Below are 13,654 nucleotides of genomic sequence, written 5' to 3'. Positions count from 1 at the left end.
ATTTTCCGATTCAATGGGATCACTGGAGCGTTGACTTCACCCGGAATTCTCGTAACACTTCAAGAGCAGAAAAAATGACTTCCGAAGATATTTTATTTACCCCCGTAAAAATAGGCAGATATACGCTGAGAAACCGCATCATTATGGCGCCGCTGACCCGAAGCCGCGCGCAGCAACCCGGCGATATTCCGTGGCAGTTGAATGCGGACTATTACCGGCAGCGTGCCGGCGCCGGATTGATTATCTCGGAAGCCACGCATATCTCGCCACAAGGTAAGGGTTATGCCTTCACGCCGGGTATTTATAGCGCCGCGCAAATCGACGGCTGGCGCAAAGTAACCGATGCGGTGCATGAAGAGGGAGGATTAATTTTTTTGCAACTCTGGCATGTCGGCCGCGTTTCGCATCCCGACCTGCAACCGGGCCATGCTTTGCCGGTCGCCCCTTCGGCTATCGGTATCGAAGGCATGGCATTTACCGAGACAGGTTTAAAACCCTTTGTGACGCCTAGAGCGTTGGAGTTGTCGGAAATACCGGGCATTATCGACCAATACCGCATCGCGGCCGAAAATGCGCTGATTGCCGGTTTCGACGGCGTTGAGATCCATGCCGCGAACGGTTATTTGCTGGACCAGTTTCTGAGGGACGGTTCTAATCACAGAACCGATGCTTACGGCGGTAATATCGACAATAGAATGCGCCTATTGCTTGAAGTTACCGCAGCGGTCATCGATGCCGTCGGCGCCGATCGTACCGGTTTGCGTTTGTCGCCGACTAATGCCTTCAACAGCATGAGCGACAGCGATCCGCAAAAACACTTCAATTATGCGGCCGAGCAATTGAACCGCTTCGATTTGGCCTATTTGCATATCGTCGAACGCATGGTTCCGATCGAGGAAGATACCGCCGAATTCGATTTTGCCGCTTTGCGACGGCATTTCAACGGGCCTTATATCGCGAACGGCGGCTATGACGCGGAAAGCTCACGAAACAGTATTGCCCGAAATTTATGCGACACGGTTGCTTTCGGCAAGCTTTACATCGCCAATCCTGACTTGACCGAACGTTTTCGCCTGAATGCGCCGCTCAATACGCCCGATCCCGATACCTTTTACGGCGGCGATGGGAAAGGCTACACTGACTACCCTGCCTTAGCTTCAGTCGACTAAGGCGACTTCATGCTCATCCAGTTCCGAGTAAGACCAAGATGATTTTTCGCTCTTATCCTCCTCGGAACCGTTTTTCTCACCGGATAAGGTGCTCAAATACTCCGAGCTCAAGTCCGGATAAAAACTGATGCAGACTTCATCCAATTCTCTACCCAAAAATTGCGATATGCCGGTCGACTCGTTAACTATCATGTTTTTTGCTCTCATCTCAATTCAGCTCTCATGATAAGTGCGGAGTTTTACATTTATGTGACAACGTTGAAACAAATAATCGGGTTGTGATGTATTTATGAAATAATACAGCGACTTTTGTCATCAAGACGGACAAGGCTCCAAGTTTATTCGGATCATCCTAAATTCGGCAGTTTAACCATTAAGCGCATGAAGTCTTTCAACGGTCTCGTTATGACTGAACATGGCAAATAAACCGATTTAATTCGCTTATTCTCAGCGAATCCCGTGCTTCCCAATATGGCTAAACCATGAGAAAAAACCTTCCTATTACACAAAACGAAATCATCTATCCCAGTACCGCCACGATTACTTCGGCAACCGATCCTAAAGGAAAGATCACTTATATTAACCAGGATTTCTTAAAAATAAGCGGTTTCAATGAGCAAGAATTGCTTGGACAGCCTCATAACATCGTTCGCCATCCGGAAATGCCGGAGGCCGCGTTTGCAGACTTATGGAATAGTATTCAGAAAGGCAAGCCGTGGATGGGTATCGTCAAGAATCGCTGTAAAAATGGCGATTATTATTGGGTCGACGCCTTTGTAACGCCTCGCTTCGACAAGGGGAAAGTCATCGGATTCGAATCGGTTCGGGTAAAGCCCGAGCCCGATACGGTTGAACAGGCAAAGAAAACTTACCCGAAACTAGCCTCGGGGAAAAGTATCAACAACTTGCTTAACCGCATGAAATTGGGATCTAAATTATTGATCGGATTCTCGTTGCTACAAACGCTAATTTTTGCCGGCCTATTTATCTTTGGTATTATCGAACTTACCCCTGCCACGATCACCTTGGTGATATCCCTGTTATTTACGTTCGGCTTGATATCGGCGTTGGTACGCCCGCTAAACGATGCCGCATTAGAAGCGCGCTCGGTTATCGATAATCCGGTCATGCAGCATATTTACACCAACGACGGCGCCGAACCCGGACAGCTGTTACTCGCTATTAAACTTCTTAAAGCTAAATCGAGGACTATCGTACGCCGTTTGATACAAGCGACCGAGACGCTTACGCAACAAGCCCAAGCCACCGAACGGGAAATCGAACAAGTCAGCGAAGCCATGAAACACCAATTGCAAGAAACCGAGCAAGTGGCGACGGCAATGCATCAAATGACCGCGACGATCAATGAAGTTGCGCAAAGCGCTAGCAATGCTGCCAAGGCTGCAACCGACGCCGACCAAATATCTCAGCAAACGATGCAACGGGTCGGAGAGACGGTCAAATTAATCGGCGCCTTGTCTTCCGAGGTCGACAGCGCCGAATCAGTCATTTTAAATCTTGCTCAATACAGTAAAGATATCGGCGGCGTATTAGAGGTCATTCAAGGTATCGCCGAACAAACCAATTTGTTGGCGCTCAATGCCGCAATCGAGGCCGCCCGAGCCGGAGATCAAGGCCGCGGTTTCGCTGTCGTTGCCGATGAAGTCAGAACTTTGGCCGGACGCACGCAAAAGTCGACAGAAGAAATCAATAAAATGATTGAGGTTTTACAACAAGGCGCAAAAAATGCCGTCGATGAAATGACCAAGGTACGAATCAAAGCAGCCGATGGCGTCGAACACGGAGAAAATTCGGCCAGATTATTGACCGAAACCACGCAATCGGTCAGCACGATTAGCGATATGATTTTACAAATCGCCAGTGCAGCCGAGGAGCAACACATCGTTTCAGAAGAAATCGCTCGAAACATCGAAGCCATCGATCGCTTGTCGAAAGAGACATCCGATCACGCAACGATAGCCAGTCAAGCCGGGCGCAATCTTTCGAAACTCAGTAAGGATCTCGATCTAATGGTCGAGCAGTTCGATGACAGTCAACGCTGAAAAAGAGGGGGAAGAAAAGAGCTCGTCGAATACAAATAAAAATTTGCAAACCTGAAATCAGAGGTGCCGATATCTAAGCCGTCACTTTTCTAATTATACCCAACGTAGATCAAAATTCGACACCGGGGCGCCTGTCAAAGGCCCAGCACCTAAATTATCCAAGACAATTAACCATGGCCAATGGGCTATGGAATTTAGGTGCTGGGAGAATGCATCCACGCAGGCTCTATGCTGGCCCTCACCTTGTGTTAGGAGAGGGATCGAGCATCCCGATGCCTCTTTAGCCGCTGTCGAAATTTGAAGTACGAAAGGTATATTTCATTCACCGAAAGCGCATTAGGATTTCTTTTTTTAGTCAGGTATCACACCAATTCAAACGCCAAGCCTTGCATTTGGATATTTTTCCTAAGGCGTGCCCAAGCTGTACCAATCAACCCTAGCAGAAGCAATGAAACGACTTCAGGTTCCGGAACGCTGGGCGGATCGACGATGATCGAATCGTTCGCGCACATTTGAGTCCAATGGACATTGAAGCTTTCGCCTCCCCAGCCAGCCGTTCTCAATAGATCAAGCCCAAGTGCAACTTCATAAAAATAATGTTTATCGCTTGCCCATTCGCCATAACCGGTTTTAGGCCCGCTGATTGCCATAACAGACTGGCCAAGCAATATTCCATCGATAATCGAAGTCGGGTGATCCGACTTTTTATAACCAGTCAAGGTGTCATCTTCCCATAAACCGTAAGCCCACTCGGTTACTCCATAGACGCCTCCCGCGATGCCGAAAGTATCCCATGACGGTTTGACGTTGATGCCCAACTCATAAACTCCGTTGAGGCCGAAGTCTAAAGCAAAGTCGCCGGCGCCGAAACTGTTAGCTGACGGGTTTTGAGCGGTTTCGGGATTGTGTCCGGTTGCAAGAGCAATAAAGAGGTGTGTATCGGTTAAATGAGCGTATAGGGCCTCTGCATCGTATGCTTGTCCTCCGTAACCGGCACCAAGACGTACACCTAGGCCGCCGGTTTGGTCTTGAATCGTGTAATGCACACCAGCGTTAGGAAGCCAATCGCTGGCCTGCTCTGTTTGTTGAATTCCCCAGTCCGATAAATCGCCGTCGACAGTAATGTTGATCATGTCGGCCTGAGCATTGAATTGGCAAGATGCAAGAATAAGCAAGGCTGCTTTTGTGTTCAATTTCATAAGGATTATCCAGATAAATTAATTCGTTAAATCCTCTTAAGCATATTTGATGCCAATTTGTAAAAAGGTTGATATTGGGGCTTAATCGGCGGCACTGAAGCGCCAACACTGACAATTTTGTCATTCCGACTGCCAGGTTAGTCAACTCTTATATGGCAATCTAATGTGCTTTGATCCTTGCTTCTGCTAAAAAAAGGTTGTTTTTTTCGGTGGTTACCTATCAATTCTTATCATCGCCTCGACAAAGGTATTCTCAATGACGCTTCGATCAATGCAATTGTGGTCGCGAGTGAATTTGGACGGTATTTCCGGAGAACATTTCGATTAGGTGCTGATTCCAAAAAATTGTCATTTGTTTTTTACCATGAAGAGCATGGAGGACTTGAAGAGACAGCGTTTTCAATTTAAATGAGTTACTAACCATTAACTTAAAAATAGCTGTTGAGAGCCTCAAACTACCGTTCGCCCTGAGCCAGTCGAAGGGTGAACGGTAGTTTGAGGCTTCACCAAGCCGGTGAAAGTGTTGAAGACCGTTCATGCCAACTGCTCTTTATTAGGATTAACAGCCTATGTCATCATTATTGCTGCTAGAGCGCAGGCTTTTCCTGCACTCCAGTCACGCCATCGTTTTGATATTTTTTAGTCATTATCTTCATGCCCTTCATGGTAATAAAAAAACAATCTATAAACATTGTGCAGTATCAGTACACTCTCGACTAAAGCACGGGTTCTTTTCTAATAAGTACTGGAATTTAAAGAGTGAAATGTATAATGCACGGTTTAATACTTCAGAACTAATTACTGCATCATGCCTCATTACCAACCGCTTCCGCCGGAAGCCTTGAAATTAACCATCAATCCGGAAGACCTGGATATCCCCTTGGCAACAGCAAGCGAACAAACCTCAATTTTAGGTCAAGCCCGTGCCCGATCGGCATTGGAATTCGGAATCGCGATGCAAAATCCCGGCTACAACATTTATGTTATGGGCGAACCAGGCACCGGGCGCCTGTCAATGATTACCCAACAGCTTGAACAATCGGCTCCAAATCAACCGACGCCGCCAAGTTATGCTTATGTCGATAATTTCGATAATCCGCGCGAACCGGTCTCGATCGAATTGCCTGCAGGATACGGGCAAAAATTCTGCGCTGATATTGATGAATTGATCGACAATTTGCTGGCTACTTTTCCGGCCGTTTTTGAAAGTCCGACCTATCAGCAAAAAAAGGCCGCGATTGAACGCGCCTTTAATCAACGCTACAACATGGCGATTAATCAAGTCGAGAAAAAAGCGGAATCCTTGAATGTTGCGCTCTACCGCGAGAGTGAAACGATTACTTTCGTGCCTGTTAAGGACGACAAGTTATTGGAAGACGAGCAATTCATACAATTGCCGCAAGCCGAACGCGAAGCGTTTCACCGCCACACCGAGGAGCTTGAAAACTATCTAGGCGATGTCTTGCTGGAGCTGCCGCAATGGCGGCGTTCGCTGGTTGAACAACTCAAGCAATTGGACGATGCGACGATTAATCAAGCCATCGAACCGCTCTTCGAGGCGTTGATCGAAGACTATCAAAACGTCGACGATGCCATCACTTATTTGGATGAAATCAAAAAAAACCTGAGCCAAACCATCGTCGACGTATTGGCTGCGAATCCGGGACTTGATAGTCGCGATCAGATTAGTAAGCGCCTATTGCTGAAAGAGCAGTACGCTCCTAACGTCTTGGTCGATTATAAAACCGAATGCGGTGCGCCGGTCGTTTATGAGCCGCATCCGATTTATCCGAATTTATTCGGGCGCATCGAATATATCAGCGATCAAGGCACGCTTGTGACCAACTATCGGCGCATTTGCCCCGGCTCGCTGCATCAGGCTAACGGCGGTTATTTGATACTCGACGCCGAAAAATTGCTCACTTATCCTTTTGTCTGGGAAGGTTTAAAGCGCGCGCTGAAGTCCGGTCGTATCGAAATCGAGTCGCCGTATTCGGAGCTCGGCATCAATACAATGACGCTAAAGCCGGAAGTTATCCCGCTCAATATCAAAGTGGTTTTGGTCGGCTCGCGGGATATTTATTACTTATTGCATGAACTGGACGACGAATTTAACGAAATGTTCAGAGTGCTGGCCGATTTCGATCACCGCATTTTGCTGAATCCGGATTCGATGCAAAATTTTGCGCAACTGATGATGAGACATGCGCGCGATACCGGTTCCAAAACATTGACTTCGACCGCGATTGCCCGCCTCATCGAGCATAGCTGCAGGCTTTCCGAAAACCAGCACCGTTTATCGGCGCACATTAACGATTCCCTCGAAATCATCGGCGAAGCAAACCTCTTGTGTGCATGTAGCGCCGCAGAATACATCGACCAAGCTCATATCGAACAGGCCCTTTCCGCGCGTGAACAACGCAACGGTAGGTTGTCCGAGGAAATTCTTGAGGAAATGCTCGACGGTACGATTTTGATCGATACCGACGGCACCGCAATCGGCAAGGCAAACGGCTTGACTGTTCTGGAAATCGGCGGCAGCAGTTTCGGCGCGCCGGCGCGGATCACCGCGACGGTTTACCCCGGCTCCCGTGGCATCGTCGATATCGAACGCGAAGCCGAACTCGGTCAAGCCCTTCATTCGAAAGGCGTGATGATACTGACCGGCTATCTCGGGCATTGTTACGCACAACAATTTCCGTTTGCCATTTCCGCCAGTATCGCAGTCGAACAATCCTACGGTTATATCGATGGCGATAGCGCATCCCTGGCCGAATTATGTTGTTTGATATCGGCGCTGACACGAACGCCAATCAAGCAAGGTTTTGCAGTGACCGGATCGATAAATCAATACGGCGAGGTTCAAGCCATCGGCGGTGTCAATGAAAAAATCGAAGGCTTTTTTAGGCTATGCAAAGCGCGTGGTTTAACCGGTCAGCAAGGCGTGATTATACCTGCGGCGAATAAACGCAATCTTATGTTGATGAAGGATGTTATCGATGCGGTTGAAGCGGGACAATTTGCCGTCTATGCGGTCTCGATCGTCGATGAAGCACTGGAACTATTAACCGGCCATGAAGCCGGCGCCATGGATTCGGAAGGCAACTATCCTGAAAACAGTATTAATTTCAAGGCGATTTCGAGACTTAAGGAAATCTCCGATATGGCGCATGAGGAAGATAAAGAAGAGGGGCCGGAATAGTAAATTAGGAGGGTTCGATTGCACTCGCTAACCGCCCTCCACTCCTTCCGATAATTATACCCATCGTAGATGAAAATTCGGCCTCGGGGTGCCCGTCAAAGGACGCCGTAAATACGTCCGTGTAGGCCCCCATACTGGCAAAGCCTTTGCGAGCGCCATGGATGGCGTGAATGTCGATTTTGCATTACGCCATGGATGGCGTGTATTAGGGCAATGCAGGAGCAATTGCCGAGGAGCAAAAATCGACCTAGCATCCCGAGGTCTCATTCGGCACTGCCGAAATTTGAAGTGCGAAAGGTATAGACGCTTTTTCGATTAGACAATCGTATTCCTTCGTACAACGGCAAAGCCAATTAAAGCCAAACTCATCAGAAAAATAGAAGGCGGCAAAGGAACCGGCGCGGCAACTGCCGATAGTTTGAATTGGCCGTCCCACGCCAAAGGACCGGTTAATTTCATTTCTAATGAAATAACCTGATCAAATAACGATGCATTGCTGAAAGAGGTAAAATCGAAAAGATATTCGCCGACTTCAGCAATGGTAAAAGCGGAATTCGAAGTTCCATTGACGATCATTTCGACGGTTATCATTTTGTCGTCTAGCTTCACAACATCTAATTTCAGGGCATTGGCAAATTGGTTGAAATCAACCGTACCGAAATTATCCCACAGAATCGATGCCGTACCAGCGGAACCAAGACTGTTTGTAATACCTAAAATACTCCCGGACCCGATGACTTGAATAACCACAAAATTAACTGCGCCGACTCCGGCTTCCGCACTCAAGGTTCTCCTGATTCCGGTTAATTCGCTGGAAGTATCGGAAAGGAAAGTCGTTGAGGCTGTTATTCCCGGACTCCCTAAATCCATAACTTGTTGAGAATCGGAGAAGTTATCGATCATGGATACCGCTTGGACGGTTAATGGTAAAATCGAAAGCGTAAAAAATACCATCAAATTTGGAAAAATTAACCGCTTCGTATTCATCATTTCACCTTAATTAAGTTCAAGTGGGTTAAAATTTGGATACGACAATTCAGTTCTGTTTTTTTACTAAACCAAAAACAATCAATGCAAAGCTCAACAAAATAAACAAATCTGGCTCAGGCACCGTTGAAGGATTTTGTGCGCCGACTAATTTAACCTGTCCGTCCCATGCTGCAGGGCCTCTTAAATTCAAGCGTATCGATGTGACTTCATTAAAAACACTCGGAACGCTGAAATCGTTAAAGTTAACGTAATTATTACCGGGCCCGGCAAAGTTTTGAAGCGGTGAAGAAGATGTCCCGTTTACCACAAAGTCGATATCTACATCATGATCGATGGCCAGAATATCCAATAGAAATGCGTTGATACCTAGAGAAATAAAATCAACAGAATCGAACCCATCCCATAATACGGAAGCGATTCCGTCCGACGTTACACTATTGGTAATTTGTAAGAGTCCGCCAACGGCTTGAACCGCCTGAAATGTACTTGAACCAGCACCCGATTGTGAAAATAGCGTTCTTTCGGCATTGCTCAAATGGGTTGATCCCGGGGTATTAAGCTGTAAAGGTCCGCTGTTTATTGAGTCACCATTAAAAGACCAAGCGTCTTGATCTTGGTTAAAATTATCAATGACAAATAAAGCGGCTTGAGTTTGGAGCGGCAAAGCTATCAAAAGTAGGGCAAAGACTGAATGCTGCAAAGTTGATTTTGCGTTCATTGTTGATCCTATAATTCAAGTAAGTTTCAAATAAGTAACTGCTGTTTAGGTAAAAGCATTTTTCAAGCCAACTCTCTTAAGCCCCTATTTTTGCTTACTGCGTCAATGAATAAAACCACGCCAATGCCTTCTAAGCGCCGAACCGCCTCATACGGTAACCAACAATTCTTTTTCGATTAAATCCGAAATCCTTTTATTAATGAACGAATCAGTTAGAATGCTTTCCGGACCTGACAACAATGTCATGTTGACTGCCAGGGCTGACACGTCATTGAACCGAAATACCGAAAAGTGGCGCTGAAAGTTGGTTTTCGGATATAACTTGCTGATTGGAACTATGCAAACAAACTCGTTCACGTTGAATTCGCTGCTTGAAACCCATGACCTTCCTTTTATTATTGTTAATGCAGCTCAACAAGTCGTCGCCGTTAATCGCGCTTGGGAAAATCATTTCGGGCAGGCCAGAGAAAGTATTTTGGGTAATGCATGCTGCAATAATCCGGTCGATTGCCGGCATCGACGTTTTTTTCAAACGCTTGAACCATATGCCGGTTTATTCAACGAAACCGTGGACGAACGCGAGTATTTATTGAAAGTTCGGGGCTATCCTTTGCTCGATACCGACGGCACGCTTTATCTAGGTGAGTCGGTACTTACCGCCGGTGCGTCGGAATCCTTGGATAAAAACCCGAAGATGGTTGGCACGTCTTCTGCTTTCATAAATCTGAAAACTAAATTGCAAAAGGCCGCTCAATCGAATGTACCGGTTATGTTAAACGGCGAAACCGGAACAGGCAAAGAGCTAGCCGCCGAATTTATTCATCGGAAATCGCAAAATGCCGAGGGAGAATTTGTCATCGTCGATTGCACGGTACTCGGAGAAGACTTGTTCGAAAGCGAACTGTTCGGCCATGAAAAGGGCTCCTTTACCGGGGCGGCATCCGCCAAAAAAGGATTGTTCGAACTGGCGGACAGAGGTACTTTGTTTCTCGATGAGGTCGGCGAATTGCCGGTCTCTTTGCAACCTAAGTTATTAAGAGCATTAGAAAGCGGCCAATTTAGGCGGGTAGGCGGTACCTCATCGTTGACATCGACGGTTCGAGTCGTGACTGCCACGCACAGAAACCTTGGAGAAATGGTGAGAAACGGACTGTTCCGGGAAGATTTGTTTTACCGGTTGTCGGTTTTTCCGTTGGAAATACCTGCTTTAAGAGACCGGATAGAGGATATGCCGGCACTGGTAGGACATTTTCTTAAGTCGTTCGGGCACCGCGACCACTGTGTTTATAGTATGACCAAAGCCGCTATGCAAAAATTAATGCAGCACAAATGGCCCGGCAATATACGCGAACTGAAAAATTGTCTACAGCTGGCTACGTGCCTTTGCACTAGCCACACTATCGATGAACTGGACATTTCCATCATGCGGCGTCAAGGCGTTACGTTAAAACCCGGCATGATAGAAAGACGCGGCCAAGGAGCTGCAATCGAAGAAACCGGAGCATCGAACATAAACCCATTGGATAATATCGAGGCCGAATTTATACGGTCCTTGATCAAAAAATATCAAGGCAACCGTAAGCTGATTGCATCCGAAATGAATATCAGCGAAAGAACCTTATACCGAAAATTAAATCGCCTCAATATCAATTAATAGAGTTGGCAATGGAATCATCACTGAGTAGTTGGACTATCAACACCATCGATCCAGGCTTGGATAATTTTTCTCACCCGGTCGACTTGCGAGAAGAAATCAATCGTATCAAGGCGCTACCACCCTTGCCGGGCATAGCTCAACAAATTATTCAATTGGCGTCGGACCCATTGGCGGATGCAAAAAAATTGGCGTCGATCATCGAAATGGATCCTATTCTGAGTTCGCAAGTGATTCGTTGGGCCAGCTCGGCCCTTTACGGCTACCGTGGCAAGATCGCATCGATACAAGAGTCGATTGCCCGTGTATTAGGCTATGATTTTGTGATGAATTTGGCCCTGGGCCTCAGTGCGCTATCGCCGCTCAAAGCGCCGAAAATCGGGAAGGTCGGCACTCGAATGCTGTGGATTCAAGCCATTGCCGGTTCCCGCCTGGCATTGGCGCTCGGTGAAATGATGCTAGCCGAAGAAAGGCCGGACCGTGAAACGTTATTTTTAGCCGCGTTGCTGCACAACATCGGCTTTCCGTTGCTTGGGCATGAGTTTCCGGAAGAGTTTGCTTATTTATCGAGAATCATCGATGCGAATGCCACGCTAAGCGTTTATAACATCGAGCGGTTTGCCTTCGGCGTCGACCATACTTTGCTAGGCACTTGGCTCATGCGCAGTTGGTCGATGCCGAAACCGATTGTCGATGTCGTTTATCATCACCATAACCCTCATTACCGCGGCGACAATTACCGGCTTAATTTATTGGTGTATTTAAGCGATTGTTTATTGGGAACCTTAGGTATCGGTGACGGGCAAAATCAAAATTACGGCGAAGAGGAATTCGCCGTATTGAATTTGAATTCGGATGCGGTTCATCAAAAACTCGCCGAACTCAGCGCTTCGCTTGACGATATTGCAGTAATGGCTGACCAATTGACCGCATAATGATCGATAATCCGATTAAACTAGCCTATTGAGCCTTCGCTCGGCGTTTAAAAATAAGGTACTCCGCTCCGTTTGTATTCGAATTTGTTCACCTTATGCGAAGCGGGGTATACAACCCGGACGTTTTGATTTGCTTTGGCCACGATCGAAATATTTAGAACGGGGTTGCAAACCCCGTCCTGCCTAGGCACAGATTCCCGCGGCTAAATCGCTACCGACTTGTTTCTGCGAGTCTAAACAGCGTAGCCCGGATGGAGCGTAGCGCAATCCGGGAAACTCGGAGCCACGACACTCCCGTATTCCGCTTTCGCTGCATACGGGCTACGTGCCAACCCATACGGGGCGGGTTATTCAAACCGCCCCGAACGCGCATTGCTCACATACACTCCGGCGGTTCCGGCGCTTTCGGCGTTTCCCCGAACACGCTCCAACTCTTACTTTCTCTAACGTCGAAACGGTAAGGGGCTTCGCGGGCTTGAAGGTAAGCGGGCGTATATAAACCTTCTTGTATACTGAATTCGTCAAACACGGCTTCGCAAAGCATTGTCAGCATTAACTCGCCGGCTTGCAATTCGGTGAGTTTCGACTGCGTTTCGATTTTCGCGCAAACTGTCCCGTCCGCGATAGTTTTGTTTTGGCCGGCAACCCGGTCTCGGCCGGGCTCGCCTCGGTAAACAATGCCGGCTTCGGTTTCATCGAAGTTCAGCCTGCGGGTGCTGCATTCGGTTATCAAGATGATCGGACCGGCTTTCGCGGCGCCGATTAACCGGTCGGTTTTCGACCAATACAGCAGGGCTTTGCGCGGCTCGCCGTTGGAATTCAATGCATCCAGTTCTGCGGTATACATTGAAAGCGTACAGCCGTTGAGCAGGACTAATAAATAAATCGAAGTAAAAAGTTTTTTCATGTTTTTTGTTCCGCTTAGTTAGTGACTAAATCGAACAAGCCGTCGCCGACCATCGGGTTTTCCCAATACGCCACATGTGCCATGAGCCAAGCTTTACCGGTATCGACCGGCCGGTCGCGGATGACCCAGCCTAAGTCCGGCGATTGGGTACGGTATTTTTCGGCGATCTCGAATCCGTTTAAGGTTTGACCGAACAATTTTCCTGACACGACAGGGTCGGTCCGGTCCCAATAGTTGAGCCAACGGAACATCTTGGTCCCCTCCCCAAGCGGTTGAACTTTCTGACGCCTTTTCTTGAACATCGACAAACCTATCGGCGAACCGAGCGTTATTAAGCCTTGTACCGGCCAAGTTCGGCGCGAATTTCTGTCGAAATAGTGTTTATCCTTGATCAGCTCATTAATCACATCAAAGGCATAGATCGAACCCAAACTGTGAGCGACCACATAACAAGGACTGCCCTCGGTAAAAATTTCGAGAATCTTATTCTTGAAGCCTTGCCTAATTTGCGCGGCGGTGCTGGTGTCGAGGCGCGCGGTGACGACATCGCCGATGAGATCAAGGGCATTGCCGGCCAAAACTTCGCCTATCGGATTGGCGGCAATGAGTTTGATTAATTTCTGATATTTGCTTTGTGCTTGATTGTTTAAATTTTCATAACGATAAAGATCGGTCTTGAATTGGAGCGGCATATTGCCTAGACGACTCTTTAGTAACTGTTCGATGAGTTGATCTTGAATTAAATCGTTATCGTCGCCGGTCTGAACGCCATGAATGATCAAAACGGTCCGCGGTTTTTTCGGGTCTACGGCCATGG

At 47.5% G+C, this 13,654-nt stretch carries 11 protein-coding genes; 5 read left to right on the top strand and 6 right to left on the bottom strand.

All coding sequences use genetic code 11. The features are described 5' to 3' along the window. Positions 1-74 precede the first annotated feature (74 nt). Positions 75-1,169 (top strand): alkene reductase, encoded by a 1,095-nt coding sequence (locus tag ACINK7_RS21720; protein ID WP_404358639.1) that lies wholly within the window; start codon positions 75-77, stop codon positions 1,167-1,169. Here the strand turns inward: ACINK7_RS21720 and ACINK7_RS21715 are convergent. After that, positions 1,158-1,376 (bottom strand): hypothetical protein, encoded by a 219-nt coding sequence (locus tag ACINK7_RS21715; RefSeq protein WP_404358637.1) that lies wholly within the window; start codon positions 1,374-1,376, stop codon positions 1,158-1,160. The two genes, ACINK7_RS21720 and ACINK7_RS21715, sit on opposite strands and share 12 nt — an antisense overlap. A gap of 275 nt (positions 1,377-1,651) precedes the next feature. On the opposite strand from ACINK7_RS21715, the gene ACINK7_RS21710 reads away from it, so the two are divergent. Then, on the top strand, positions 1,652-3,232 hold the full coding sequence (locus tag ACINK7_RS21710; RefSeq protein ID WP_404358635.1) for a PAS domain-containing methyl-accepting chemotaxis protein: 1,581 nt from the start codon (positions 1,652-1,654) through the stop codon (positions 3,230-3,232). Positions 3,233-3,594: 362 nt separating this feature from the next. Here ACINK7_RS21710 and ACINK7_RS21705 read toward each other — a convergent pair whose 3' ends face one another. Next, positions 3,595-4,431, bottom strand: a complete 837-nt coding sequence (locus ACINK7_RS21705; protein WP_404358633.1) for a PEP-CTERM sorting domain-containing protein — start codon at positions 4,429-4,431, stop codon at positions 3,595-3,597. 808 nt (positions 4,432-5,239) lie between these two features. Between ACINK7_RS21705 and ACINK7_RS21700 the strand changes: the two genes are divergently transcribed. Beyond that, the gene (locus tag ACINK7_RS21700; RefSeq protein WP_404358632.1) at positions 5,240-7,633 is read left to right on the top strand and encodes a Lon protease family protein; all 2,394 of its coding nucleotides are present in this window, start codon (positions 5,240-5,242) and stop codon (positions 7,631-7,633) included. 315 nt (positions 7,634-7,948) lie between these two features. Here the strand turns inward: ACINK7_RS21700 and ACINK7_RS21695 are convergent, their stop codons facing one another. Both ACINK7_RS21695 and ACINK7_RS21690 read right to left on the bottom strand, forming a co-directional pair. Next, positions 7,949-8,536, bottom strand: coding sequence for a hypothetical protein (locus tag ACINK7_RS21695; protein ID WP_404358630.1), 588 nt, complete (start codon positions 8,534-8,536; stop codon positions 7,949-7,951). Positions 8,537-8,669: 133 nt separating this feature from the next. After that, complete coding sequence (locus ACINK7_RS21690; protein ID WP_404358628.1) at positions 8,670-9,341, bottom strand: hypothetical protein; 672 nt, start codon at positions 9,339-9,341, stop codon at positions 8,670-8,672. A gap of 337 nt (positions 9,342-9,678) precedes the next feature. Between ACINK7_RS21690 and ACINK7_RS21685 the strand changes: the two genes are divergently transcribed. Continuing rightward, the gene (locus ACINK7_RS21685; protein WP_404358626.1) at positions 9,679-10,995 is read left to right on the top strand and encodes a sigma-54 interaction domain-containing protein; all 1,317 of its coding nucleotides are present in this window, start codon (positions 9,679-9,681) and stop codon (positions 10,993-10,995) included. 11 nt (positions 10,996-11,006) lie between these two features. Beyond that, entirely contained in the window at positions 11,007-11,930 is a 924-nt protein-coding gene (locus ACINK7_RS21680; RefSeq protein ID WP_404358625.1) for an HDOD domain-containing protein, read from the top strand. A gap of 376 nt (positions 11,931-12,306) precedes the next feature. Here ACINK7_RS21680 and ACINK7_RS21675 read toward each other — a convergent pair whose 3' ends face one another. Both ACINK7_RS21675 and ACINK7_RS21670 read right to left on the bottom strand, forming a co-directional pair. Next, positions 12,307-12,837 carry a hypothetical protein gene (locus ACINK7_RS21675; protein ID WP_404358623.1) on the bottom strand — a complete coding sequence of 177 codons (531 nt, stop codon included), beginning with the start codon at positions 12,835-12,837 and terminating at the stop codon, positions 12,307-12,309. A 14-nt stretch (positions 12,838-12,851) separates the two neighbouring features. Continuing rightward, complete coding sequence (locus ACINK7_RS21670) at positions 12,852-13,652, bottom strand: hypothetical protein (protein ID WP_404358621.1); 801 nt, start codon at positions 13,650-13,652, stop codon at positions 12,852-12,854. Positions 13,653-13,654 lie beyond the last annotated feature (2 nt).

Origin of the sequence: Methylotuvimicrobium sp. KM1, assembly GCF_044788715.1 — a bacterium.
Lineage (GTDB): Bacteria > Pseudomonadota > Gammaproteobacteria > Methylococcales > Methylomonadaceae > Methylotuvimicrobium.
The sequence above is the reverse complement of the archived record's forward strand: the minus strand, read 5'-3'. Positions and strand labels throughout refer to the sequence as shown.